Annotated in this window: 22 protein-coding genes; 21 read left to right on the forward strand and 1 reads right to left on the reverse strand. The window is 67.4% G+C overall.

The window, feature by feature from the left end; genetic code table 11:
* Window positions 1-12: 12 nt before the first annotated feature.
* The 4 genes from XM1_RS11575 to XM1_RS11590 are packed head-to-tail and all read left to right on the forward strand — an operon-like array spanning window position 13 to window position 3,072.
* A complete protein-coding gene (locus XM1_RS11575) occupies window positions 13-687 on the forward strand; it encodes a beta-ketoacyl synthase N-terminal-like domain-containing protein (protein ID WP_255360617.1) in 675 nt (224 codons plus the stop codon).
* A complete protein-coding gene (locus tag XM1_RS11580) occupies window positions 684-1,127 on the forward strand; it encodes a hypothetical protein (RefSeq protein WP_068433554.1) in 444 nt (147 codons plus the stop codon). Before XM1_RS11575 ends, XM1_RS11580 begins: the two co-directional genes overlap by 4 nt.
* Window positions 1,124-1,843, forward strand: coding sequence for a 3-ketoacyl-ACP reductase FabG2 (locus tag XM1_RS11585; RefSeq protein ID WP_068433556.1), 720 nt, complete (start codon window positions 1,124-1,126; stop codon window positions 1,841-1,843). Before XM1_RS11580 ends, XM1_RS11585 begins: the two co-directional genes overlap by 4 nt.
* Window positions 1,843-3,072 (forward strand): beta-ketoacyl-ACP synthase, encoded by a 1,230-nt coding sequence (locus XM1_RS11590; RefSeq protein WP_068433558.1) that lies wholly within the window; start codon window positions 1,843-1,845, stop codon window positions 3,070-3,072. Before XM1_RS11585 ends, XM1_RS11590 begins: the two co-directional genes overlap by 1 nt.
* A gap of 66 nt (window positions 3,073-3,138) precedes the next feature.
* Here the strand turns inward: XM1_RS11590 and XM1_RS11595 are convergent, their stop codons facing one another.
* Window positions 3,139-3,846, reverse strand: a complete 708-nt coding sequence (locus XM1_RS11595) for a response regulator transcription factor (protein ID WP_068433560.1) — start codon at window positions 3,844-3,846, stop codon at window positions 3,139-3,141.
* Window positions 3,847-4,415: 569 nt separating this feature from the next.
* On the opposite strand from XM1_RS11595, the gene XM1_RS11600 reads away from it, so the two are divergent.
* From XM1_RS11600 to XM1_RS11680, 17 genes are all read left to right on the forward strand, one after another.
* Window positions 4,416-4,691 carry an STAS domain-containing protein gene (locus tag XM1_RS11600; RefSeq protein WP_068433562.1) on the forward strand — a complete coding sequence of 92 codons (276 nt, stop codon included), beginning with the start codon at window positions 4,416-4,418 and terminating at the stop codon, window positions 4,689-4,691.
* A 3-nt stretch (window positions 4,692-4,694) separates the two neighbouring features.
* Window positions 4,695-5,060: a response regulator gene (locus tag XM1_RS11605; protein WP_068433563.1), complete on the forward strand. Its 366-nt coding sequence runs from the start codon at window positions 4,695-4,697 to the stop codon at window positions 5,058-5,060.
* The gene (locus XM1_RS11610; protein ID WP_068433564.1) at window positions 5,057-7,042 is read left to right on the forward strand and encodes a chemotaxis protein CheA; all 1,986 of its coding nucleotides are present in this window, start codon (window positions 5,057-5,059) and stop codon (window positions 7,040-7,042) included. The genes XM1_RS11605 and XM1_RS11610 overlap by 4 nt, the downstream gene beginning before the upstream one ends.
* A 12-nt stretch (window positions 7,043-7,054) precedes the next feature.
* Complete coding sequence (locus tag XM1_RS11615; protein WP_068433565.1) at window positions 7,055-7,519, forward strand: chemotaxis protein CheW; 465 nt, start codon at window positions 7,055-7,057, stop codon at window positions 7,517-7,519.
* Window positions 7,520-7,546: 27 nt separating this feature from the next.
* Window positions 7,547-9,652: a methyl-accepting chemotaxis protein gene (locus XM1_RS11620; protein ID WP_068433566.1), complete on the forward strand. Its 2,106-nt coding sequence runs from the start codon at window positions 7,547-7,549 to the stop codon at window positions 9,650-9,652.
* Between the two features lie 36 nt (window positions 9,653-9,688).
* Complete coding sequence (locus XM1_RS11625; protein ID WP_068433567.1) at window positions 9,689-10,180, forward strand: chemotaxis protein CheW; 492 nt, start codon at window positions 9,689-9,691, stop codon at window positions 10,178-10,180.
* The gene (locus tag XM1_RS11630; protein ID WP_068433569.1) at window positions 10,177-11,046 is read left to right on the forward strand and encodes a protein-glutamate O-methyltransferase CheR; all 870 of its coding nucleotides are present in this window, start codon (window positions 10,177-10,179) and stop codon (window positions 11,044-11,046) included. The genes XM1_RS11625 and XM1_RS11630 overlap by 4 nt, the downstream gene beginning before the upstream one ends.
* A gap of 7 nt (window positions 11,047-11,053) precedes the next feature.
* Window positions 11,054-12,151 (forward strand): chemotaxis response regulator protein-glutamate methylesterase, encoded by a 1,098-nt coding sequence (locus tag XM1_RS11635; RefSeq protein WP_068433571.1) that lies wholly within the window; start codon window positions 11,054-11,056, stop codon window positions 12,149-12,151.
* On the forward strand, window positions 12,148-13,938 hold the full coding sequence (locus tag XM1_RS11640) for a hypothetical protein (RefSeq protein WP_068433573.1): 1,791 nt from the start codon (window positions 12,148-12,150) through the stop codon (window positions 13,936-13,938). The genes XM1_RS11635 and XM1_RS11640 overlap by 4 nt, the downstream gene beginning before the upstream one ends.
* Window positions 13,939-13,950: 12 nt before the next feature.
* Window positions 13,951-15,240: a bifunctional diguanylate cyclase/phosphodiesterase gene (locus XM1_RS11645; RefSeq protein WP_068433575.1), complete on the forward strand. Its 1,290-nt coding sequence runs from the start codon at window positions 13,951-13,953 to the stop codon at window positions 15,238-15,240.
* Between the two features lie 270 nt (window positions 15,241-15,510).
* Window positions 15,511-17,082, forward strand: coding sequence for a GGDEF domain-containing protein (locus XM1_RS11650; RefSeq protein ID WP_068433576.1), 1,572 nt, complete (start codon window positions 15,511-15,513; stop codon window positions 17,080-17,082).
* A 97-nt stretch (window positions 17,083-17,179) separates the two neighbouring features.
* Window positions 17,180-17,590: a hypothetical protein gene (locus XM1_RS11655; protein ID WP_068433577.1), complete on the forward strand. Its 411-nt coding sequence runs from the start codon at window positions 17,180-17,182 to the stop codon at window positions 17,588-17,590.
* A gap of 92 nt (window positions 17,591-17,682) precedes the next feature.
* Entirely contained in the window at window positions 17,683-18,138 is a 456-nt protein-coding gene (locus tag XM1_RS11660; protein ID WP_156428710.1) for a hypothetical protein, read from the forward strand.
* A 72-nt stretch (window positions 18,139-18,210) separates the two neighbouring features.
* A complete protein-coding gene (locus tag XM1_RS11665; protein WP_068433581.1) occupies window positions 18,211-18,465 on the forward strand; it encodes a hypothetical protein in 255 nt (84 codons plus the stop codon).
* Window positions 18,462-19,709 (forward strand): TolC family protein, encoded by a 1,248-nt coding sequence (locus XM1_RS11670; RefSeq protein WP_068433582.1) that lies wholly within the window; start codon window positions 18,462-18,464, stop codon window positions 19,707-19,709. The genes XM1_RS11665 and XM1_RS11670 overlap by 4 nt, the downstream gene beginning before the upstream one ends.
* On the forward strand, window positions 19,706-21,271 hold the full coding sequence (locus tag XM1_RS11675; protein ID WP_068433583.1) for an efflux RND transporter periplasmic adaptor subunit: 1,566 nt from the start codon (window positions 19,706-19,708) through the stop codon (window positions 21,269-21,271). The genes XM1_RS11670 and XM1_RS11675 overlap by 4 nt, the downstream gene beginning before the upstream one ends.
* A 14-nt stretch (window positions 21,272-21,285) precedes the next feature.
* A complete protein-coding gene (locus XM1_RS11680; protein ID WP_068433584.1) occupies window positions 21,286-24,417 on the forward strand; it encodes an efflux RND transporter permease subunit in 3,132 nt (1,043 codons plus the stop codon).

Here is a 24,417-nt window from a genome sequence, read left to right on the forward strand (position 1 = left end):
CCGCGCCGGCTGATCCGGGCTGGGCTGGCCGATGCCGCCATCGCGGGCGGTGCCGATACCTTGTGCCGGCTGACGCTGACCGGCTTCGGCGCGCTGGAGGCGCTGTCGCCCGAGCCCTGCAATCCCTTCAGCGCCAACCGCCGGGGCATCTCCATCGGCGAGGGCGGCGGGCTGTTCCTGCTCGCCCCCGACCCGGCCGAGATCGAACTGGCGGGCCTGGGCGAGAGCTCCGACGCCCACCATGTCAGCGCCCCCGACCCGCAAGGGGCCGGAGCTTTGGCGGCCATGCGGGCGGCCCTGGACGACGCCGGCCTGTCGCCGGATCGGGTGGGCTATCTCAACCTGCACGGCACGGCCACCTCGCTCAACGATTCCATGGAGGCCACGGCGGTGGCGGCCCTGTTTCCCGACGGAATCGCCTGCTCCTCGACCAAGGCGCTGACCGGCCATACCCTGGGCGCGGCCGGAGCGGTGGAGGCCGCATTCCTGTGGCTCGCCCTGTCGTCCGGCTGGAATCCCGATGGCCGCCTGCCGCCCCATGTCTGGGACGGTGTGGCCGATCCGTCCTTGCCGCGTCTGGAGTTCGCCACGGCCGGGCACCGGCTGGGGCCCAAGGCGGCCCTGTCCAATTCCTTCGCCTTCGGCGGCAGCAATTGCTGCCTGGCGTTGCGGAGGGCGAAAGTATGAGCGCCTGTCCCTGGCCCATCGAGGATTTGCTGCCCCACGCCCGGCCCATGCTGTTGCTGGACGAGGCCTTGAGCTCGGACGGGGATGGGGCCTGCGCGGCGGTGAGCATCCGTCCCGACCACCTTTTCGCCCGCGCCGAAGGCGTGCCCGCCCATGTGGGCATCGAATTCATGGCCCAGACCTGCGGTATCTGGGCCGGAGGCGAGGCCAAGCGCGAAGGCGGCGCGGTGCGGCTGGGATTCCTTCTGGGGACCCGGCGCTACAAGGCGGCGCGGCCGTATTTTCATTTTGGCGAACGCCTGGAAATCACCGCCCGGCTGGTCTTTCGCGACCAGGGCATGGGGGTGTTCGACTGCCGGATCAGCGGCGCCGGGGGAGAGGTTCTGGCCGAGGCGCAACTCAGCGTCTACCAGCCCGGCGAGGAAGGGGAACAGACATGACCGCCAGGACCATTCTCGTCACCGGGGCGGGGCGCGGCATCGGGCGCGCCATCGCTTTGAACCTGGCCGAGGGCGGCTTCACGGTGGTGGCGCATTACCATTCCGACCAGGCGGCGGCGCAGGCCACGCTGGAGTCCATGGGGGGCAACGGGCGGCTGATCCGCTTCGACACCGCCGACCGCGAGGGCTGCCGCGCCGCGCTCGAGGCCGATCTGGCGGCCTTTGGTCCCTATTGGGGGGCGGTTCTCAATGCCGGCATCGCCCGCGACACCGCCTTTCCCGCCATGGAGGACGAGGATTGGGATCAGGTGCTGGGGACCAATCTGGACGGCTTCTACAACGTCTTGCGGCCGCTGGTCATGCCCATGGTCTCGGCCCGCCGGGGCGGGCGCATCGTGACCTTGTCCTCGGTCTCGGGGCTGGCGGGCAACCGGGGGCAGGTCAATTACTCGGCGGCCAAGGCCGGCATCATCGGCGCCACCAAAGCCCTGGCCCTGGAACTGGCCAAGCGCTCCATCACCGTCAATTGCGTGGCCCCCGGCCTGATCGAGACCCAGATGATCGCCGAGGTACCCCTGGACGAGGCCATGAAGCTGATTCCCATGCGCCGGGTGGGACGGCCCGAGGAGGTGGCGGCGCTGGTCGGCTTCCTGTGTTCCGACGCGGCGTCCTACATCACCCGGCAGGTGATTTCGGTCAACGGAGGCATGGTCTGATGCGCAGGGTGGTGGTTACCGGCATGGGCGGCATCACGGCGCTCGGACAGGATTGGCCGGCCATCAGCGCCGCGCTTCGCGACGGGCGTACCGCCATCCGCGCCATGAGCCCGGAATGGGACCGCTTCGAGGGCGTCAATACCCGGCTGGCGGCGCCGGTTCTCGATTTTACCGTGCCGGAGCACTGGTCGCGCAAGAAGACCCGCACCATGGGCCGGGTGGCGAAACTGGCGGTGGCCGCCACGGAAAAGGCGCTGGCCGATGCCGGATTGCTCAATGATCCGGTGCTGACCGGCGGGCGGGCGGGAGCGGCCTTCGGCTCGTCGTTCGGCAGCCCGGATTCGGTGCTGGGCTTCTACGAGTTGAAGATGAGCGGCAAGTCCAAGAATCTCAACGCCACCACCTATATCCAGATGATGAGCCATACCGCTTTGGTGAATGTCGGCCTGTTCTTCGGGCTGAAGGGGCGGATGATTCCCACGTCCAACGCCTGCGCCTCGGCCAGCCAGGCCATCGGCTTTGCCGCCGAGGCCATCAAATGGGGCAAGGCCGACGTCATGATCGCCGGCGGGGCCGAGGAATTGGACATCACCGATTCCGCCGTGTTCGATACCTTGTTCGCCACCTCGATCCGCAACGACGCCCCCCATCTCAGCCCGCGCCCCTTCGACCGTGACCGCGACGGGCTGGTGATCGGCGAAGGCGCCGGCGCCCTGATCCTCGAGGAATACGAGCGGGCCCGGGCGCGCGGCGCCACAATCCATGCCGAGGTGGTGGGGTTTGGCACCAACGCCGACGGCAATCACGTCACCCAGCCGCAGGCCGAGACCATGGAGATCGCCCTGCGCCTCGCCCTCGAGGATGCCGGCCTGTCCGCCGATGCCATTGGAGTGGTCAACGGCCACGGTACCGCCACCGAGGGCGGCGACATCGCCGAGGCGGCGGCCACCGCGGCGGTGTTCGGCCGACGGGTGGCGCTTCACTCGCTCAAGAGCTATTTCGGCCATTCCCTGGGCGCTTGCGGCGCTATCGAGGCCTGGCTGGGCATCGAGATGATGCGGGAAGGCTGGTGCTGCCACACCGCCAATCTGGACAATGTGGATCCGCGTTGCGCCGAGCTGGACTACATCATGGGGCGGCCCCGCCGCACCGAGGCCGAATACTTCATGAGCAACAATTTCGCCTTCGGGGGCGTCAACGCGTCCCTGATCTTCCGGCGGACGCCATAGAGCCGAAATCCCGGCGATCCAATGACGGGGGCAACCAGCACGTCCCGGCATGACAAGCGGTGCCCGTCATTCGACCATGTAGCCCACATGGCGGACGGTGGCGATCAGCGCTTTTCCGGGATGGGGCGTCTCCAGCTTGCGCCGCAGGGCGGCGATGTGCTGGTCGAGGGCCCGGTCGTCCGGATTCCAGCTTCGTCCCAGCGCCCGCAAGGACAGCATGTCACGGGTCATGGGCGCACCGCGATTGTCCAGCAGGGCCGACAGGACCTTGGCCTCGGTCCGCGACAGCGTCACCAGGGCGCCGTGGGGCAGGCTGACCTGCCGCGAACGCGGATTGAACCGGAAGCCGGACGCCGTGATGGTCTCGGTCCGTGGCTCCGCCCCCGGCTCCTCGCCCAGCGAGGGGGGGTGTATGCGCCGCAGCACGCTGTGGATGCGGGCCAGCAATTCGCGTGCGAAAAACGGCTTCGACAGGCAGTCGTCCGCCCCCATCTCCAGATAGATGGTCCGGTCGATGGGATCCGATCGGGAACTGAGGAGGATGAGGCCGGGACGGGACGGCCGGGACATCAGCCAACGCGCGATGTCCAATCCTGAAATGTCGCCGAAATTGGTTCCCAGCACCACCAGGCTGGGATTGCACCGGCCAATTTCCCGCTGCGCCGTCGCGGCGTCGTCGAGAAAAATCGCCTCGAACATTTCGTCGGCCAGGTATCCCGCCATGGTTTGCGCCGTCATGCGGTCATTGTCGGCGAAGACGATTGTATGGTGCATCGTAGCTCCCGTCACGGGACCAAGCCTTAGATGAATATCTTATCGACAAGATTCAACTGCCGACCTCTTCATTGTCAGTGAAAATCCTATTGAGATGTAATTGCCGTGTCAATATGCACAAGTAATTGTACGTATGCATCTGCAATCTGTTTCGTATACATCTTGATTTTCCTCACGAATCCCCATGCAGGCATGGCGAAATGTAAGGAAATTTACGCATTCCTTACGTTTTTCAGACTTTTGCCTTCGGCGCCCTATCACCATGTGGTGCTGCCTCGGGGCGGTCCTCACAAAATGCATGTATGCCAAAGAGTAGGGAGGCGGCGCGCCGATCTCTGCATGTAAAGGAATGGTGAGATGGCTACAAAGCAGAGGTTGAAACTCTTGCTATCGCGCATGACAATAATAGTAGCGCCCATGTCAAGGGCGCTGCGTAGGGGATTGTGCCTTCTGTAGGTTTGAATACTGATATAGATTTTTTGTGAACATCTTAAAACCATAAATTACAAAATCTCATCCAATGTTAATTGGGAGTAATCATGAAGACATCTTCAGCGGAGGTGGCGCCCATGGTTGTTTCCCTGGCCGCTGCCATTGACATACGAAATATCGGCGAACTGGCCGATCGGATCAAAGCATGCCTCGCCGGGGCGACGGCCGTGAATGTGGATGCGCAAGCCTTCGAGACCGGCGACGTGACCCTGATCCAGGTTCTGGCGGCGGCCGGAAAGGCGGCGGCGGAGCGGGGAATTTCTTTCAAGATCGTCAATGCCGGCCCGGATCTGGCGGCTTTGTTCGATCGCTGCGGCGTCGAGGGCTTCATTCATTGCCAGCAGGAAGGGTGAACCATGCCCAAAACAGTGTTGTGTGTCGATGATTCGGCCAGCATGCGCCAGATGGTGCGCCTCGCCCTTACCAGCGATGGCTACGCGGTGGTCGAGGCGGTTGACGGGCGCGATGCCCTCGGCAAGGCTCGGGGGATGGTCGCCGACCTGGTGATCACCGATCTCAATATGCCGAACATGGACGGTCTGTCGTTCATCCGGGAGTTGCGGGGCGTCAGCGCTTACAAGGGCGTCCCCATCATCTTCCTGACCACCGAATCGGACGACGACAAGAAGGGCGAGGCCAAAAGCGCCGGCGCGACCGCCTGGATCACCAAGCCGTTCCAGCCCGAGCGCCTGCTGGCCATCGTCAAGAAGGTCCTGGGATGACCCCCGGGGCTCCCGATCCCGCCGAGACGTTCCGGCAGGAGGCCCAAGACCTGCTGATTCAGCTCGAGGACGTGCTGCTCGACCTGGACGGCAATCCCGGCGACCGCGAGTTGATCGACACCGCCTTTCGCGCGCTGCACACGCTCAAGGGATCGGGGGCGATGTTTGGCTTCGACGACCTCGCCCGGTTCGCCCATACGGTCGAGAACACCTTCGACCGCCTGCGCCGGACCGGCGCCGAGCCCAGCCGCGAACTGATCGCCGTCGCCCTGTCCGCCAAGGATTTCATGCGCCAGCTGATTCAATCCCCCGGCGAGGCGGAAGCCGCGATCGGAGACGGGCTGGTCCAGGACCTGCTGCGCCACGGGCCGCCCGCCTCGTTGCCCGAGACGACCGGTCCGTGCGCCGCGGCGCCGCGGCCGGCGGAGCCCAAGGCGGCTCCCGTCCTCTACGACATCGTCTTCGCGCTGCCTCCGGACGCTCTGCTGCGCGGCACCAACCCGCTGCGGCTGCTGGACGAATTGCGCGACATGGGCGAATGCACGGTCGCCGCCGACCTTGGGCCGGTTCCGGCCATCGACGACCTCGATCCCGAGCGCAGCTACCTGAAGTGGCGGGTGCGCCTCGCCACCTCCCAGCCGCGCTCGGCCATCGACGAGGTTTTCATGTTCGTGCTCGACGACATGGAACTGTCGGTGACGACCATGGCGCCCGAGGCGGCGGCCTCACCCCCCGAGCCCCACCCGGCGGCGGAGGCGCATCCCGCCGGCGAGCCGGTCTCGAACCGGGGCATGGCGAAGCGGGACCCGGCGGGGAACGGCATCCGCATTCCCGCCGAGCGAATCGACAATCTCATGGACCGGGTCGGCGAACTGGTCATCGCGCAGTCCCGGCTGCGCCAGCTGGCCCAGGGCAGCCTCGATTCGACGCTGCGCTCGGTGTCGGAGGATATCGAGCGCCTGTCGTCGGAACTGCGCGTCACCACCATGGGCATCCGTATGGTCCCCATCGGGCAGCTGTTCGCCCGCTTCCGCCGCGTCGTCCACGACCTGTCGCGCGAACTCGGCAAGGACGTGCAGCTGGAGACGTCGGGCGAGGAGACCGAGCTGGACAAGACCGTCATCGAAAGCCTGAACGATCCCCTGGTCCACCTGATCCGCAACGCCATCGACCATGGCCTGGAGACTGCGGCCGAGCGTGAGGCGGCCGGCAAGCCGCGGGCCGGAACCCTGTCGCTTGAAGCGCGCCACGCCGGAGCGCAGGTGCTGATCACTATTCGTGACGACGGCCGGGGGATGAACCGCCAGCGCATCCGCGCCAAGGCGGTGGAGGCGGGGTGGCTGTCGGATATGGGCGACGTTCCCGACGCCGAGCTGTTCCAGATGATCTTCCGGCCGGGCTTCTCGACCGCCGCGACGGTGACCAACGTTTCCGGGCGCGGCGTCGGCATGGACGTGGTCAAGCGCACCATCGACGCCCTGCACGGCTTCATCGACGTCTCCAGCCCGCCCGGCCGGGGAGCCCAGGTCACCCTGAGGCTGCCCCTGACCCTGGCCATCATCGATGGGCTGCTGGTGCGCGTCGGCGGCGGCCGCTACGTCCTTCCCCTGTCGACGGTGGAGGAATGCGTCGAGCTGTCCGAGGCCGACAATCAGCGCTCGACCGGCCGCTCCTTCCTCAACATCCGGGACGAGCTGGTTCCCTTTTTGCGCCTGCGCGACCTGTTCAAGGTCCAGGGACCCGCCGACCCATACCCCAAGGTGGTGATCGTCACGGCCGGCGACCAGCGGGTCGGGCTGGTGGTCGACCAGATCATCGGCGACCACCAGACGGTCATCAAATCCTTGTCCAAGCTGCATGCGGACGTTGCCGCCTTTTCCGGCGCCACCATTCTGGGCGACGGCACGGTGGCCCTGATCCTGGACGTGGTCAACCTGATCGCGGCCGGCCGCATTCAGGAGATGCGGTTGAAGGCGTCCTAGAAGGAGAGGGCCATGGCGGCGTCCGAATCGGCACGGGAAGTGGTGACCCTGGAAATGCAGGGCGAAGTCTTCGCCATCGATGCCCATTGGGTCCGCGAGATCCTCGACATGGTGCCGGTCACCGAAGTGCCCAACGCTCGGCCGTTCGTCAGCGGATTGATCAACGTGCGCGGAAAGGTGGTGCCGCTGGCCGACCTGCGTCTGCGCTTCGGCATGCCGCAATCGCCGCCGACCGTCGACACCCGCGTCATCGTCATCGACGCCATGGTCGACGGCGAACCGACGGCGGTGGGAATTCTGGCCGACCGTGTCTACGAAGTCACCGAAATCGCCCCCGCCGCCATCGAGGAGACGCCTCGCATCGGCCTGCGCTGGCGGCCCGAATACATCAGCGGCATCGGCAAGCTGGGGGGCGATTTCATCATCATCCTCGACATGGAACAGGTCTTGGCCGTCGGGTCGGCAGCGGCGCAATAGACGGCGGCGGGAAAAGGAGATCTCGATATGCGCGTGACGATCAAATTGAAGTTGGTGGCCGCCTTTGGCGCAATCATCCTGCTGATGGCGATTTCCGGCATGGTGGCCATCCAGGCGTCATCGGCCATTCGAGACCGTCTGGGCCTCATTGTCGATTCCTCGGCGGAAAAGGTGCGCCTCGCCATGGAGATGCGCGACAACCTCGGCACCGTGGCGCGCAATCAGGCCCAGCTCATCATCGAGGAAACCGACGAGGGCATGCAGCGCGAGATCAACAGCATCGACGCGCAGGCCAAGGAGATCCGCCAGTTCGAGGTACAGCTGCGGAACATTTCCTCCCCCGAAGAGAAGGCCAAGCTGGATGAGTTCCTTCGGCTGCTGGACGCCTATTTCGGCGGCGTGTCCAAGGTCCGCGACATCGCCGTGCGCAACTCGGCGGTGCAGGGGCGCAAGTTGCTGGACGGCGATGGCAACCGCGCCTTCGACGCCGTCCGGGAGCCCCTTCTGGCCCTGGCCGGGCGCACCGACCTGCCGCAGGCGGCGCCCGTGGCGAACCGCATGCTCTCCCAGCTGGATCGCCTGCAAATGCTTGAACGCGACATCTTGCTCGAGGCCGACGACGCCGCCGTCGCCCGCCTGGACAAGACGGTGCAGGCGACGCTTCTGGAGATTTCCGGTCTGCGCGGCCAATTGGACAAGGCGCTGACCGGCGAGGAGGACCGTCGGCGGTTCGAGGCGCTGGGCGAACGGCTGGCGCGCGCGCTTAAGATCGACGAGCAGATCCGCATCCTCGGCGCCGACAATTCCAATGCCCGCGCCTACGCTCTTTTGCGCAAGGAGGTTCGGCCGATCCGGCTGCAGGCCGAGAAGTTCATCGAGGAGGTGGTCGCCAGGGCCGAACAGGGCATGAAGGCGGACAAGGCCGAAAGCGACCGCGCCTATGAAACCGGCCGCACCGTGCTGATCGGCGTGCTGCTGGCGTCGCTGGTCACCGCGATCGGAGCCGGAATTTGGATCATCTCCTCCATCAGCCGGGGCCTGGCCCGGGCGGGCGCGCTGGCGCAGGCGGTGGCGGGCGGCGACCTGACCGAAACCGCCGAGGTCGTCTCCCGCGACGAGATCGGCGATCTGCTCGGCCATCTCAATGAAATGGTCGATCGGCTGCGCACGGTGGTCGGCGAGGTGTCCAATGCCGTCGGCAACGTCTCGGCCGGCAGCGAGGAACTGTCGTCCAGCGCCGAGGAACTGTCGCAGGGCGCCACCGAGCAGGCGTCGTCCACCGAGGAGGCCTCGTCGGCCATGGAGGAGATGGCCGCCAACATCAAGCAGAACGCCGACAATGCCGGCCAGACCGAGAAGATCGCCCGCCAGTCCGCCGCCGACGCCCAGAACAGCGGCCTCGCGGTGGAGAAGGCGGTGCTGGCCATGCAGACCATCGCCGAGAAGATCGTCATCGTCCAGGAAATCGCCCGCCAGACCGATCTGCTGGCGTTGAACGCCGCGGTCGAGGCGGCCCGGGCCGGCGAACACGGCAAGGGCTTCGCCGTGGTCGCCTCGGAGGTGCGCAAACTGGCCGAACGCAGCCAGGCGGCGGCCACCGAGATCAGCTCGCTGTCCTCCGATACGGTGAAGAGCGCCCAGGATGCCGGCCAGATGCTGGCCCGGCTGGTGCCCGACATCAAGAAGACCGCCGATCTGATCGAGGAAATCTCCGCCGCCTGCCGCGAGCAGGACATCGGGTCCGAGCAGATCAACCAGGCCATTCAGCAACTCGACACCGTCACCCAGCAGAATGCCGGGGCATCCGAGCAGATGGCCGCCACATCCGAGGAACTGGCCGCCCAGGCCGAGCAATTGCTGAAGAGCATCGCCTTCTTCCATCTCGGCGGCGCGGAGGCGCCGGCGGCCGCGGCGATGGCGGCACGGCCGAAGGCGCCTCCGGCGCGTTCTGCCCAGGCCCCCGCCGCCCTCGGCAAGGCGGCGACGCCCGCCATGAAGAAAAAGCCGCCGACGCCCATGGGACCGGCGAAGCTCGGCGGTGGCGGCAACGGACGCGGACGCAAGGCCGGCATCCATCTCGACCTGGTCGGAGGAGCGCCGGACAGGACCGACGCCGAGTTTGAACGCTACTAGAGTCCGGCTCCCTTGGCCTTGATCACGGAGGTTCCCATGCCGGCCCGCGCCGCGACCCTCTCGGCGGACAAATTCGTCACACTCGGCGTTGGCCGGGAGGTCTTCGCCGTCGGTGTCGATGCCGTCCGCGAGATCCTCGACCTGCAGCCCATGGCCGCCTTGCCCAACGCGCCGCCGTTCCTGATGGGGATCATCGACGTGCGCGGCGAGGTGGTGCCGATCATCAGCCTGCGGTGCAAGCTGGGACTGTCGCCCGACGTTCCCGGCGAACACACCCGCATCCTCGTCACCGAGATTTCCATCGAGGGCCATGTGCTGTTGCTGGGATTGATGGCCGACCGGGTGTTCGAGGTCACCGCCCTCGACGAAAGCTGCATCGACACGCCGCCGGATATCGGCGTCCGCTGGCGCTCCGACTACATTCGCGCCATCGGCCGGCGGACCGGACAGTTCGTCATCGTCTTCGACCTCGCCCGTCTGTTTTCCTCCGAGGATATCGCCTTGCTGGCGGAAGGGGCGGAAGGGTGACCAAAGCCGGGGCAGCCGATGACAGCGATCACGAGTTCCTGCTGTCGCAGCGGGATTTCGAGCGGTTGGCGCATTTCGTCAGCGGGCACACCGGCATCCGTCTGCCGCCGGTCAAGCGGGCAATGGTGGAGGGGCGCCTGCGCCGCCGTGTCCGCGCCCTGGGCTTCGCGGATTTCGGCGCCTATTGCGCTTACGTCTTCAAGGAGAACGGCCTGGCGCAGGAAGGCGAGTTCATCATCGACGCCATCACCACCAACAAGACGGATTTCTTCCGTGAACCGGATCATTTCCGCTTTCTCGAACAGATGATCTTGCCCCAATTGGCGTCGGAAGGGCGAATCGGCTTCACCGAACCCTTCCTGATGTGGAGCGCGGCGGCGTCGATCGGCGCCGAAGCCTATTCGCTGGCCATGGTGGCGGCCGAGTTCGCCCAGCACCACCGGGGATTTCGGTATTCCATACTGGCCACCGACGTCAGCACCGAGGTCCTGACCAAGGCGGCAACCGCCATTTTTCCCGCCGGCATGGCCGAGGCCGTCCCACTGGCGCTGCGCCAACGCTACATGATGCGTTCACGCGACCGTTCGCTGGCCGAGACGCGGATCGTCCCCGAACTGCGCCGCCAAGTGAGTTTCGCCCGGCAGAATCTCAACGACCCCGTCTACGCCATACCGCGGCCGGTGCATGTGGCTTTCTGCCGCAACGTCCTGATCTATTTCGAGAAACAGATGCAGCAGGCGGTGGTGTCGCGGATCTGCGACTGCCTGGCGCCCGGCGGCTACCTGTTTCTCGGCCATTCGGAAACCATTGCCGGCTTCGCGCTGCCGCTGCGGCAGGTCGCTCCGACCGTCTTCCTTCGTCTGTGAGGCAATCATGGCGCGCAGGATCAAGGTGCTTATCGTCGACGACTCCGCCTCGGTCCGGCAGACGCTGGCCGACATCCTCGAAGGCGATCCCGAAATCGAGGTGATGGCCGTCGCCTCGGACCCGTTCGCCGCCGCCCGCCGGCTTCAGGAGGAGACCCCGGACGTCATCACGCTCGACGTCGAGATGCCGCGCATGGACGGCATCACCTTCCTGAGGAAGCTGATGACCCAGCATCCCATTCCCGTGGTGATGTGCTCGTCCTTGACCGAGGAGGGGTCCGAGACCCTGCTCCAGGCCCTGGAGGCCGGAGCCGTCGACGTCATCGTGAAGCCGCGCCTCGATACCCGCCAGCAGCTCATCGAGGCGACGATGCGTATCCGCGACGTCATCAAGGCCGCCGCGCAGTCCCGCCCCCGGCACCGCCCGGCCGCCATGCGCAGCCTGCCGGAGCGCAAGCTCACCGCCGACGCCGTGATGCCGCCCCCCCGGCCGTTGGGGGCCATGGCGCGGACCACCGAGATGGTCGTATGCATGGGGGCCTCGACCGGCGGCACCGAATCCTTACGCGAAGTGCTCGAGGCGCTTCCCGCCGACGCGCCGGGCATCGTCATCGTCCAGCACATGCCCGAGAAGTTCACCGCCGCCTTCGCGCGGCGCCTGGACACCCTGTGCACGGTCACGGTCAAGGAGGCGGAAAACGGGGACGCCATCCTGCGCGGCCGCGTGCTGATCGCTCCGGGCAACCACCACACCCTGGTGCAGCGAAGCGGCGCCCGCTACCACGTCGCCGTCAAGGACGGGCCCCTGGTGTCGCGCCACCGTCCTTCCGTCGATGTCCTGTTCCGGTCGGCCGCCCAGTATGTGGGAGGCAATGCCATGGGCATCCTGATGACCGGGATGGGCGACGATGGCGCGCGGGGGTTGCATGAGATGCGTCAGGCTGGCGCCGTCACGCTGGCCCAGGATGAAGCCAGCTGCGTGGTTTTCGGCATGCCCCGGGAAGCCATCGCCCTGGGGGCGGCGCAACGGGTGGTGCCGTTGTCGGCCATCGCCGGTGAAATCATGCGCGCGGCACGCAATTGGGGACGGGAGGCATCGGCATGAACGCACCCGATCTCCTTACCGGCCGCCTGCCGGAACGGCTGCGCCGGTTGGCCGGAGCGCTGGACGAGCTCCATGCTCCCGCCGAACGGGCCTTCATCGCCTATGGCACGGTGCTGTCACGCGCGGTAACCGTCCTGCGGACGGTGGAGGAAGACTTGGAGGGGCTGCGCGACCAGCTGTCGGCGACCCAGTCGGTGGAGGCCACCCGGCAGATCACCGACGCGGTTCAGCAGATTGTCGTCCTCGCCGCCCGGGGTGGGGACGGCAGCGTCCGCATCGAAAGCCTGGCCGAGCAGACGCGGATGGTGGCCATCCAGGTCGAAATCCTGCGCAAGATCGTGGGCGAGGTGGGGCTTTTGTCCATGAACGGCAAGGTTCAAGCCGCCTATCTCGCCGAATCCGGCCAGGATTTCAGCGTCTTCACGGTGGAGATCGCCAAGCTCGGCGAACTGGCCCTGGCCTCCATCGACCAGACCGCGTCGCGTCTGGTCCAATTGCGGCAAACCATCGACGAGACGCGCAATGAGACCATCGAACTGGAGCGGCGCAATGCCCGTGAACTGGACTCGATCCAGGCCCGGCTGCAGGACGGGCTGGGCAATATGGCCAGGCATCGCGACGACGCCGGCCGAACCGTCGCCGATGTGACGCTGCGCTCGGCCGAGGTGGCGAGACGGATCGCCGCCGCCATCGGCGAGATGCAGATCAACGACATCGCCTCGCAGCGCATCGCCCATGTGTCGTCGGCCCTGACCACTCTTGCCGGAATGCTGCCTCCGGCGGAAGGAGACGCCGCCCCGGATCTGTCCATGTCGGACCCGGCCGAAGACGAAAGCCGCATGGTGGCCCTGGCCGGTACGGTGCTGAGGCTGCAGGCGGCGCAACTGCAGCGTACGCGCGACGAGTTCTGCGGCCGGGTGGACAGCTTGGCCGCTCTCATGCGCGGGCTGGCCGACGATGCCCGCCAGGTTTCGTCCCTGGCGGTGGAAACCTTCGCCGGCGGCCAGACGTCGGGCAACGCCTCGTTCGTCGGCGACCTGGGCCGCGACATGGCGGCGGCCAAGGCCCTGCTGACGCAGACCGACGAGGCGCGCCGGACCTTGAAGCGGCTGGTGGAGGGCATGGCGGCGGAGTTCTCGTCCATGGCCGCCGATCTGCAGGCCATCCAGTCCATCGACGCGGACATGCGGGTGATGGGGCTGAACGCGACGCTGAAATGCGGCCGCCTGGGCCCGCGGGGCCTGGCCCTGGGGGTCGTCGCCCACGAATTGCGCGGATGCAGCCGGCGGACGGAGGAGCAGGCCCGCCGCCTCGCCGGCCCCCTGGCCGAAGCCATGAAGACCGCCGAAGCGCTGGCGCAATCGTCGGATACCGACGTCGAATCCTTAAGCCGGGCGGCCATGGAGGCCATGGAGGCGTCCCTGACGGCGCTGACCGGCCTGGGGGACGCGGTGGACGGATCGTTCTCGCGGCTTCGGAGCGAGATCGACATGGTGGCGGGGGAACTGGCCGATATCGGGCAGTCCATGGAGGTCGGCCATCTTGTCGGCAAGACCCTGGAGCGGGTGTCGGCGGAGGTCGAGGCCTTGGCGGACGAGGTCGATCCCGGCCGCAGCGATCCGAGCCATGTGCGTGACGAGATGGAGCGCCTGCTGCGGGCGCATTACACCATGGACAGCGAACGGATGGTCCATGACCTGTTTGCCGACGAAATCGGCACCGAACCGGTGGAGAAGACGGGATCGCCCGCCGATGCCGCCGCCGATCTGGACGATTGTTTCCTCTAGGGAGAGGTCCCCATGGACATCCATGCAGAGTTCTTTGCCGAATTGGATGCGGCGGTGGAGTTGGCCCGCACCGGCGGGAAGGGCAGCGCATTGCTGTTGGTGGGGCTGGGACGCCTGGATTTCATCGACCGCAACCTTGGGCTCGGGGGTGGCGACGCCGTGCTGCAAGCCGTGCAGGCCTTGCTGCGGAACCAGCTTTCCGGCATTTCGATCCATCGGCTGCGCGACGCCCGCTACGGCATCGTGGTGCCTTGCCGCGACGCCCCCGAGGTCATGAACCTGGCCCACCGGCTGGTCGCCCTTTGCTCCTCGCCCCACTGCTTCAACGGCCGCGATGTGTTCAGCCCGCCGTTCATCGGCGTGGCCATGGCGCGGTCCGACCAGGAAAACGGCACGGAATTGCTGAAGGACGCCCTGGCCGCCATGGACGAGGCCCGCCGCTCCCACCTCGGCTGCACCCGTCTCTACGATCCGGCCCTGGCCTCTCAAATGGACCGTGATTTCCACATCGAAAACAACATGCGCGCCGCCTTCGAGACCGACCAGTTCCATGTGGTCTACCAGCCCCTGGTCGATCTGACGTCGCCCGACACCAACCGCCTGATCGGATTCGAGGCGCTGTTGCGCTGGACCCGCCCGGACCTGGGGCCGATTCCGCCGGACCGCTTCATCCCGGTGGCGGAAACCTGCGGCCTGGTCATCGGGCTTGGGCATTACGTGTTGTGGACCGCCTGCCGCCAGCAGGTGGAGTGGGCCGCCAAGGGCCGGCCGGTCACCATGAGCGTCAACCTTTCCCCCGTCCAGCTGATGTCGGCCGGCATCGAGGAATCCATCACCGAAGTGGTGGCCGAGACCGGAATCGACCCGACCTTTCTCAAACTGGAACTGACCGAGACGGCCCTGGGCACCGACCCGCCGGTCATGGCGGAGAAATTGAGCCGCCTTCGGCGGATCGGCGTGTCGGTGGGGGTGGACGATTTCGGTTCCGGCTATTCGTCCCTGGGACAGCTGGACCTGTTCGGACTGGATTTCATGAAGATCGACAAAAGCCTGATCCAGCGGCTCGGCCCCGGTGGCCGCCAGGCCGAACTGGTCCGCCTCGCCGCCGCGCTGGCCAAGCACCTGGGGATGTCGGTCGTCGCCGAGGGAATCGAGGATGACGAGCATTTGCAGGCGCTGAGGAAACTGGGCATCGACGTGGGCCAAGGCTACCTGTTCGGCCGCCCCACGCCTCCGGACCAGATCAGCCAGTGGCTGCTGCCGAACGGCAGCACATCAGGGGCAAAGTTCTCCCCGGCCTGATGAGCGCGCTCGTTGCCGCTGCCGGCCTTTGCCGGCGGGGCCGCGTCATCGCTCGGCGCGCCTAAAAGTCACAATCCCTCACTTCCACACACCATACTTTCAGCCTAATCTCAAGGGGTGGTCCAGATAAGGTGCCGGCAGAAATTGGCGGGCAACCCATAAATGCTCAGCAAAGCCTCCGTGATGATGACCGGTCTGAGTGTCGTCATCGTGCTACTGGTATTCGTCGCATTCCTCCCCGGCCATGGGATGGCCAATGATGGCGGGGAAATGCGGCCCGTGCGCTTGCAGTTGAAGTGGACGCATCAGTTCCAGTTCGCCGGCTATTATGCCGCCAAGGAGCTTGGCTACTATCGCGATGCCGGCCTTGACGTCGAGTTCATCGAGGGCCAGCCCAACGTCAACCCGACCATTTCGGTTCTGAACGGGCAGGCCGAATTCGGCATCAGCAACTCCTCGCTGGTCATCGAGCGCAGCCAGGGAAAGCCCCTGGTCGCCTTGGCGGCGATCTTCCAGCACTCGCCCTACGTGCTTTTGTCGCGCAAGGGCGCCGATCTGCAAAGCGTCCACGATCTGTCCGGCAAGACCCTGATGGTGGAGGAGCATGCCGACGAATTGCTGGCCTATCTGCACTACGAGCAGGTGCCGCTCAAGAACCTGAGGATCGTCCCCCACGAAGGGGGCGTCGAGGCGCTGACCGGGGGAAGGGTCGACGCGCTGAGCGCCTACAGCACCCTCGAGCCCTACCTGATGCAGCGCGAGGGCGTGGGCTACAGCCTGTTCAATCCGCGATCGGCCGGAATCGACTTCTACGGTGACCTTCTGTTCACGAGCGAAGCGATGCTCGAGAAGGATACCGCCTTGGTCGCCTCCTTCCGCGAGGCGTCCCTTCAGGGCTGGCGGTACGCCATAAGCCACCCGGAAGAGATCGCCGAGCTGATCCGGGTCAAGTACGCGCCCAAGCTGGATCCGGGAGTTCTCGCATTCGAGGCCGTGGAAACGCGCAAGCTTCTCGCCCCCGACCTGGTCGGCCTCGGCTACATGTACGAGGGCCGATGGCGGCACATCGCCGAGAGCTTCGCCGCGGCCGGCCTGATGCCGAGGAACTATCCGCTCAAGGGCTTCCTATACCAGCCGGCCGCGAAGCAGGATCTGACCCTGGTCTTCCAGACCCTGGCGGGGGCGGGGGTGCTGCTGCTGTCCGCCGCTCTCGTCGTGATGCGCTTCAAGCGGCTGAACGACAGCCTGAGGCACGAAATCGCCAGGCGGACCCAGCTCGAGGGCGAGTTGAGGGCCTTGGCCACCACCGACCCTTTGACCGGCCTTTACAACCGGCGAAAATTCTTCGACGTCGGCGAACAGGAAGCCAGCCTGCTCGACCGTTTCGACGACGGCTTTTCCGTTCTGATGATGGACATCGACCATTTCAAGGTGGTCAATGACCGCTTCGGCCATGCCGTCGGCGACGAGGTCCTGAAGCGGTTTGCCGGCACCTGCCTGTCCGTCGTGCGTGACGTCGATACCCTGGCTCGTTTGGGAGGGGAGGAGTTCGCTCTCCTGCTGCCCAAGGCCGATATCGGCAAGGCGACGGAAATCGCCGAACGAATCCGCCAGCTGGTCGAGACGATCGCCTTCAAGGGGCCGGACGGGACGCCATTTCGCGTTACGGTCAGTATCGGTGCCGCGTCCCTCGTGCATGGACAAGACACCCTGGACACCGTCCTGGCCCGGGCCGACGGGGCGCTTTACGCGGCCAAGCGCGACGGCCGGAACCGGGTCTCCGCGGCGACGGATGATGGGGCGCGGTCCCGGCTGATCGGGGAGGATCTGGAGGCGAGTTAGGGAAGGGGGCCGAAACCAACATGAAGAACCCTTCATTTGCCCCAGGGGCCATGCCATGCTATCCGCACTTCCTGATTATGGCCCAAGGTAGCTTGAAGTGACCCGTCTGATCTCCACCCGTCCGGCTCGGAAGCTGGCTGCACTGCTCAGCCTGCTGATGATCCTGCTCGGTGGTCCGACGGGTGGCGCCTTCGCCCTGTGCCTGGGCGGTGACGGGCATATCGCCATCGAGGCCGTTCAGGCCGCCCACGACCATGGGGCGGTACCCGGCGTCGCGGCCGACCACTCGGCCATATCGGCCGATTGCGTCGATATTCCGCTGGTCCAGGCCAGCCCGGCGATCGCCAAGAAGCAGCTGCTGGCCGGTCTCGACATCGCCCTGCCGGCGGCGTCTGCGGCCTGGAGCGCGCCTTTCACGGCCGAAGCCGCTCTCACCGTCGTTCCGGCGGCGGAGCCTTCGCTTGACCCGCGTCTGGTCAGCCATCGCACGGTCGTTCTTCTGAACTAGCCGTTTCTTCCGACAGATCCTTTTCGCGCCTGTCCGCCACCTTAATCCGGTGGCGGAGGGAACCCGAATGCTGTTTGCGGGAGAACATTTCCATGCGTCCCCATATCCTGATCATCGCCCTGATGGCGGTGGGCCTGTCGGCCTGCGCCTCCACCCCCAGCGTCCCCCTGGCCCAGCGCCTGGAGGGCAAGACACCGGACGAGCGCCAGGAAACGCTCCGCCGCGCCTGCCTCGCCGAGGCCAACTGGAACCTCGACCAGACGGCGGCGCGCATGCCGGCCAACATGCAGCACCGCTACCGCGACTCCAATTCCACCCGCGAGACCAGCCACCTGAAGGCGCTGTGCCGCGAGATGGCCGACCTGCCCGCCATCGTCGGGCGTTCTCCACTGGAGACCAAGCGCAGGGCCGACCTGGCCGAGAAGTGCCGCCGGGAAACCGACGACCACCTCGACCTGCGCACCAAGGAAAGCGCCGCCCACATGGCCCGGGTGCAGGAGATCTGCGAGGCCATGACCGGGTTCGACCTTCCCACTCAGGCGAACTGAAGCCTTCCGGCCGGCATTCGCGTGCCGGCCGGCCAGCCGCCCCATCACCACACCTTAATGAGGAGATCTCGCATGTCCCGTTCCATCGCCATTGCCGCCCTGGCTTCGCTGCTGCTGGCCACCCCCGCCTGGGCCGGTTCGTCCTGCGACCAGCTGCCCGAGCTGCGTCAGGCCCTGAGGCAGTTCCACGGCAAGCCCGCCGATCGCGATCGCGCCAAGTGGCAGGTCGAGAGCGCCGAGAAGCTGTGCAAGGACGGCAAGGAGGCCGAGGCCAAGACCTATATCGACCTGGCCCACGGCCTGCTGCTCAAGGATCACAAGCATTGAGGCCCGCGACCATCCGCTGGGCCGGGCCATCGCTGCTGGCGGTGGCCCTGGCCTTCGCCGTCCCGGCCTGGGCCGAGCCCGCCCGCCTCGACGAACAGGCGGCCGTCGAGGCCGCCCGGGGACGTGGTGAGCTGCGCGACGCCACCGAAGGGGCACTGGACGCCGCCCGCGCCGAAGCCGACGAGGCCGGGTTGTGGCCCAACCCCACCTTCGAATACGAACGCGACCGCACCAAGGAGGTGGGAGGCGCCGTCCTTCAGGACACCTACCGCCTGTCCCAGCCGGTGGACATCTCCGGACGCCGTTTCCTGCGCCAGGATGCGGCGCTGCGCCGCGCCGATTCCGCCCAGGCCGAGGGGCGCCAGCGCATGGCCGACGCCGGGGCCGAAGCCCGCCGGCTGTTCCATGCCGTACTGATGCGCACCCAGGCCCTGGACGCGGCGCAAGGCTGGGCCGCCCGCCTGGGCGAGGCGGAAACGGTGCTGACCAAACTGCGCCAGGGGCGCGAGGTCTCGGGCTACGACGCCCGCCGGCTGTCGCGTGAAAAGCTGGCCGCCGACGCCAAGGTTCGGGCCATGGGGGCCGATCTGGCCGAATCGTGGGAACGCCTGCGGGCGGTGATGGGCCTGCCCGCCGGCAGCCCCATGCTCCGCCTGGACGGCAAGCTTCTGCCGCCGCCGCCCCTCGGTCTGGACGACCTGATGGGCCGCCTGGAAAGCCGCCCGGACCTCCAGGGCCTGCGCTCCAGGATCGCGGCGTCCGAGCTGGAGCGCCGCGCCGCCGACCGGGGCTGGATTCCCGAACTGACGGTGGGCGCCGGCCTCAAGCAGGTGGACCGGCCCGAAAGCCGCGACCAGGGCGTCCTGCTCACCGTATCCGCGCCCCTGCCCCTGTTCGACCGGGGACAGGCCTCCGCCCGCAAGGCCGAGGCCCAGACGCGGGCCACCAGCGCCGATCTGGCCCTGGCCCGGATCAAGGCGGAGGGCGAGGTGCGCGGCTTATGGCGCCGGACCATCGAATTGCGCGACACCGCGCTGAAATTCCGTGAAAGCGCCGTGGCGCCGTCCAGGGATCTGGCGCGCATCGCCCAGGCCGCCTACCGGGCGGGCGAGATGAACGTGCTGGAACTGCTCGACGCCCACAAGGCCCTGTGGGAGGCCGAAACCACCGCCCTCGAACTGGAATTTGGCGCCCGCGAGGCCCATTCCGACCTTATTCTCGCCGCCGGGGAGCCGACGCCATGAAGAAGCTGTTCACCGCGCTGGCCGTGGGCGCCGCCCTGGGTGGCGGCGCGATCTACGCCACCCTGTCGCGCGCCGTCGTCCCCGACACCGGCCATGCCCATGCGGGCGAGCATGCCCATGCCGACGAACGCCAATCCTCGACCACGTTTGCCGCCGCGACCGAGCTGTTCATGGAACACCCGGTGCCGGTGGCGGGCGAAGCCGGCGACTTCGTCCTGCACCTCACCCGCCTGGCCGATTTCAAGCCGGTGAACGGCGCGGAGGTGATTCTGGCCCTGTCGGGCGGCGGCCAGCCCGACGAGAGCTTTCCAGCCATGGCGGACCAGCCCGGCATCTACCGCGCCCTGGTGATTCCCAAGGCCTCGGGCGAGCGCAGGCTGACCGTCACCCTGCGGGGCGACGGGATCGAGGACCGTCACGAGATCGGGCAATTCCCAATCCATGCCGATGACGCCGCCGCCAAGGCGGCCGTGGAGGAGGCCGGACATTCCGAGGCCCCCGGCAGGATCGGCCTTGCCAAGGCGGTGCAGTGGAAGATCGGCTTCGCCACCGCCGAGGTGCGATCCCGGCTGATGCGCGAATCCGTGGCCGCTACCGGCACCATCCGGGCGCGGGCCTCGGACGAGGCGATCATCGCGGCGCCGGGGGTGGGCGTGCTGGCCCCGTCGCCCGACTTCCCCCGCATCGGCCAGAGCGTGGAGAAGGGGCAGGTGCTGGCCTGGCTGGTGCCGCAACTGGGCGGCGAGACCGATTCCGCCACCCTGGAACTGGGAACCCGCAAGGCCCGCCTCGCCCTCGATCTGGCCTCCCAGGAGCGCCGGCGCCTGGAAGGGCTGCTGGCCCTGGAAGCCGTGCCCGAACGCCGGCTGATCGAGGCCCGCAACCAGGAGGCCACGGCGCGCGCCGAACTGGACGCCGCCACCAGGCGGTCCGCCCCCTATCAGGGGGCCAAGGGCGGCATCGCCCTGCGTTCGCCGGTGTCGGGCCGCGTCGCCGCCGTCAACACCCAGCCGGGCGGAGCCGTCGGCCAGGGGCAGGTGCTGTTCCATGTGGCCGGCCTCGCCACGCTGTGGCTGGAGGCGCAGATCCCCGAATCCCAGGTGGGACGGGTGCGCGACCCATCGGGGGCCTGGTTCACCGCCGACGGCTTCGACGGCGCCCATGTGATCGAGCAGGGCAAGAACGGCCGCCTGATCGCGCTGGGCGGCGTGGTGGACAAGGAAAGCCGCACCGTCCCCGCATTGTTCGAGTTCGACAATCCCGACCAACGCTTCCGCATCGGCATGTATGCCCAGACCCGCGTCTTCACCGGGGCGGGCGAGGAATTGCCCGCCGTGCCCGCGTCCGCCCTTGTCGACGACAACGGCCAGCCGGTGGTGTTCGTCCAGAATACGGGCGAATCCTTCGAGCGCCGGCCGGTGATTCCCGGCATGCGCGACGGCGATCTGGTCGCCATCCGGGACGGCGTCCGGCCGGGCGAACGGGTGGTGTCGAAGGGCGTCTATCAGGTGAAGCTGGCGGCATCGAGCCCGGCCCAGCTGTCCCACGGCCACGCGCACTGAAGGAGCATCACTCCATGATCGCCTATATCATCCAGTGGTCGCTGCGCTCGCGCCTGTTCGTGCTGGCCGCCGCCGCCCTGCTGCTGGGCTGGGGAACCGTCGAGACGCTGCGCATGCCGGTCGACGTTTTCCCCGACTTGACCGCGCCCGCCGTCACCGTGGTCACCGAGGCCCACGGCATGGCGCCCACCGAGGTGGAGCGTCTGGTCACCTTTCCCGTCGAGACGGCGCTCAACGGCGCGCCGGGAGTGCGCCGCGTGCGGTCCACCACCGGCATCGGCCTGTCCACCGTCATCGTCGAATTCGACTGGAGCACCGACGTGCTGACGGCGCGCCAGATCGTGGCGGAAAAGCTGCAGCTGGCCCGGGCCTCGCTGCCGCCGGAAGCGGCGGCCCCGGTGATGGCGCCCGCCGCCTCGGTGATGGGCGAGATCATGTTCATCGCGCTCGGCTCCGACCGTCACGACGGCATGGCATTGAAGGCGGTCGCCGACTGGACGGTGCGCAAGCGCATCCTGGCGGTGCCCGGCGTGGCCGAGGTGCTGCCCATCGGCGGCGACGAGCGCCAGTATCAGGTGACGCTGCGCCTCGATCGCCTTGCGGCCTATGGAATTACCGTGGACGAGGTGCTGGCGGCGCTCAAAGACGGCAACCAGAACGCTCCGGCCGGCTTCTATGCCGAAGGCGGGCAGGAATACCTGATCCAGGGTATCGGCCGCATGCTGAGTGCCGAGGATGTGGGCGCCACCGCCGTGGCGCGCCGCGGCGGAATCCCGGTACTGGTGCGCGACGTGGCCGAAGTGGCGGTGGGGCCGGGCATCCGGCGCGGAATCGGCTCCAACAACGGACGGCCCGCCGTGGTGATGGGCATCCAGAAGCAGCCCGGGGTCAACACCCTGGAACTGACCAGGCGCCTGGACGCGGTGTTCGCCGATCTCGGCAAGACCCTGCCGCCGGGCATGGAGCTTGCCACCGACATCTTCCGCCAGGCCGATTTCATCAAGGTCTCGGTCAAGAATCTGGTGGATGCGCTCAGGGACGGTGCCATCCTGGTGGTGGCCATCGTCTTCGCCTTCCTGATGAACGGCCGGGCCACCCTGATCACGCTCACCGCCCTGCCGCTGTCGCTGGTCGCCGCCATCGTCGCCATGAAGGCCATGGGGGCCTCCATCAACACCATGACCCTGGGCGGTCTCGCCATCGCGCTGGGCGCCCTGGTGGACGACGCCATCATCGTGGTGGAGAACATCGTGCGCCGTCTGGACGGTAACCGCCGCTTGGCCCCCGATCAGCGCCAGGCCGCCATCCATGTGGTGTTCGAGGCGACCCGCGAGATCCAGGGCTCCATCGTCTTCGCCACCCTGATCATCATGCTGGTCTTCCTGCCCCTGTTCTTCCTGACCGGGGTCGAGGGCCGCCTGATGGTGCCCTTGGGCCTCGCCTATGTCATCTCGCTGGCCGCCTCGCTGTTCGTCGCCATCACGGTGACGCCGGTGATGGCCTCGCTGCTGCTGGTGCGGGAGAGGAAGGGGGAGCACCGCGAGCCCGCCCTGATCCGCTGGCTGGTGTCGCGCTACGACCGGGTGCTGGCCGCCACGCTGACCCGCTGGAAGGCGGTGGCCTGGGCGTCGGGCATCGCCCTGGCGCTGGCCATGGCGGCGCTGGGTCTGGCGGGCAAGGCCTTCCTGCCCGACTTCAACGAAGGCACCCTGACCATCTCGGCCTCGACCCTGCCCGGCACCTCGCTGGAGGAATCGGCCGTGCTCGGCCAGATGGTGGAGGACGCCCTGCTGCGCCAGCCCGAGGTGGCGGCCACGGCGCGGCGCACCGGGCGTTCGCCCTTGGACCCCCATGCGCTCGGCATCCACGAATCCGAGATCGAGGTCAGCCTGGCCATGAAGGAGCGCAGCAAGGAGGAGTTCCTCGACGCGCTGCGCCGGGATTTCGCGGCCATTCCCGGCATGAACATCATCGTCGGCCAGCCCATCTCGCACCGCATCGACCACATGCTGTCGGGCAGCCGGGCCAATATCGCCATCAAGATCTTCGGCACCGACCTCTACGACCTGCGCCGGGTGGCGGCCGAAATCAAGGCGGTGGCGGCCAAGGTCCCCGGCGCGGTGGACGTGGCCGCCGAGCAGCAGACCGACATTCCCTTCCTGACCGTCAAGTTCGACCGTGGGGCCATCGCGCGGCACGGCCTGACGCTCCGGCAGGTGGCCGATGCCATCGAGGCGGCCTTCGCCGGCGTCACCGTCTCCAAGATCATGGAGGGCCAGGCCACCTATGACCTGGTGGTGCGCTACGACCCCAAGGTCCGGGACAGCCTGGAGGCGATCCGCGAGACCCTGATCACCACGTCGTCCGGCGCCCGGCTGCCGCTGCTGGCCCTGGCCAGCGTCACCAAGGACCGCGGCCCCAACAGCGTCAGCCGCGAGAACGTCCAGCGCAAGATCGTGGTCACCGCCAATGTGGCGGGTCGTGATCTGGGCAGTGTGGTCGAGGAAATGCGGGCCAAGGTGGAGGCCGAGGTGAAGCTCCCCGCCGGCTATCACATCGAATTCGGCGGCCAGTTCGAAAGCGCCGCCGAGGCCACCCGCACGCTGGGCCTGCTCTCTCTGGTGGTGGTGGCGGGCATCTTCCTGCTGCTGTTCCTCGCCTTCCGTTCGGTCAAGGACGCCCTGCTGGTCATGCTCAACCTGCCGCTGGCCCTGATCGGCGGCGTGGCGGGAATCTACCTCACCGGGGGCGTGATGACCATCGCCGGGCTGATCGGCCTGATCACCCTGTTCGGCATCGCGACCCGCAACGGCGTGATGATGATCGCCCATATCCATCATCTGGCCGAGCGCGAAGGCGTCGCCGACCCGGCCGAGGCGGTGCGGCGGGGGGCGCGCGAACGGCTGGTGCCCATCCTGATGACCGCGCTGGCCGCCGGTCTCGCCCTGATCCCGCTGGCGGCTTCGGGCGGCCAGCCGGGCAGCGAGGTCCAGGCGCCCATGGCGGTGGTGATCCTGTGCGGGCTGGTGTCGTCCACCATCCTCAACATGGTGGTGGTGCCGGCGCTCTATCTTCGCTTCGGCGCCGTCCGCCGCGAGCTGGAACGGCACGATACCGTCCGTCGCCGTGTCACCGACATGGCCTGA

Source organism: Magnetospirillum sp. XM-1, from assembly GCF_001511835.1.
Lineage (GTDB): Bacteria > Pseudomonadota > Alphaproteobacteria > Rhodospirillales > Magnetospirillaceae > Phaeospirillum.

Bases quoted from the DNA above. Each gene is read 5' to 3' on its own strand.
- XM1_RS11580 (WP_068433554.1), top strand. From the start codon at position 684: ATGAGCGCCTGTCCCTGGCCCATCGAGGATTTGCTGCCCCACGCCCGG.
- XM1_RS11585 (WP_068433556.1), top strand. From the start codon at position 1,124: ATGACCGCCAGGACCATTCTCGTCACCGGGGCGGGGCGCGGCATCGGG.
- XM1_RS11590 (WP_068433558.1), top strand. From the start codon at position 1,843: ATGCGCAGGGTGGTGGTTACCGGCATGGGCGGCATCACGGCGCTCGGA.
- XM1_RS11595 (WP_068433560.1), bottom strand. From the start codon at position 3,846: ATGCACCATACAATCGTCTTCGCCGACAATGACCGCATGACGGCGCAA.
- XM1_RS11600 (WP_068433562.1), top strand. From the start codon at position 4,416: ATGGTTGTTTCCCTGGCCGCTGCCATTGACATACGAAATATCGGCGAA.
- XM1_RS11605 (WP_068433563.1), top strand. From the start codon at position 4,695: ATGCCCAAAACAGTGTTGTGTGTCGATGATTCGGCCAGCATGCGCCAG.
- XM1_RS11610 (WP_068433564.1), top strand. From the start codon at position 5,057: ATGACCCCCGGGGCTCCCGATCCCGCCGAGACGTTCCGGCAGGAGGCC.
- XM1_RS11615 (WP_068433565.1), top strand. From the start codon at position 7,055: ATGGCGGCGTCCGAATCGGCACGGGAAGTGGTGACCCTGGAAATGCAG.
- XM1_RS11620 (WP_068433566.1), top strand. From the start codon at position 7,547: ATGCGCGTGACGATCAAATTGAAGTTGGTGGCCGCCTTTGGCGCAATC.
- XM1_RS11625 (WP_068433567.1), top strand. From the start codon at position 9,689: ATGCCGGCCCGCGCCGCGACCCTCTCGGCGGACAAATTCGTCACACTC.
- XM1_RS11635 (WP_068433571.1), top strand. From the start codon at position 11,054: ATGGCGCGCAGGATCAAGGTGCTTATCGTCGACGACTCCGCCTCGGTC.
- XM1_RS11640 (WP_068433573.1), top strand. From the start codon at position 12,148: ATGAACGCACCCGATCTCCTTACCGGCCGCCTGCCGGAACGGCTGCGC.
- XM1_RS11645 (WP_068433575.1), top strand. From the start codon at position 13,951: ATGGACATCCATGCAGAGTTCTTTGCCGAATTGGATGCGGCGGTGGAG.
- XM1_RS11650 (WP_068433576.1), top strand. From the start codon at position 15,511: ATGCGGCCCGTGCGCTTGCAGTTGAAGTGGACGCATCAGTTCCAGTTC.
- XM1_RS11660 (WP_156428710.1), top strand. From the start codon at position 17,683: ATGCGTCCCCATATCCTGATCATCGCCCTGATGGCGGTGGGCCTGTCG.
- XM1_RS11665 (WP_068433581.1), top strand. From the start codon at position 18,211: ATGTCCCGTTCCATCGCCATTGCCGCCCTGGCTTCGCTGCTGCTGGCC.
- XM1_RS11675 (WP_068433583.1), top strand. From the start codon at position 19,706: ATGAAGAAGCTGTTCACCGCGCTGGCCGTGGGCGCCGCCCTGGGTGGC.
- XM1_RS11680 (WP_068433584.1), top strand. From the start codon at position 21,286: ATGATCGCCTATATCATCCAGTGGTCGCTGCGCTCGCGCCTGTTCGTG.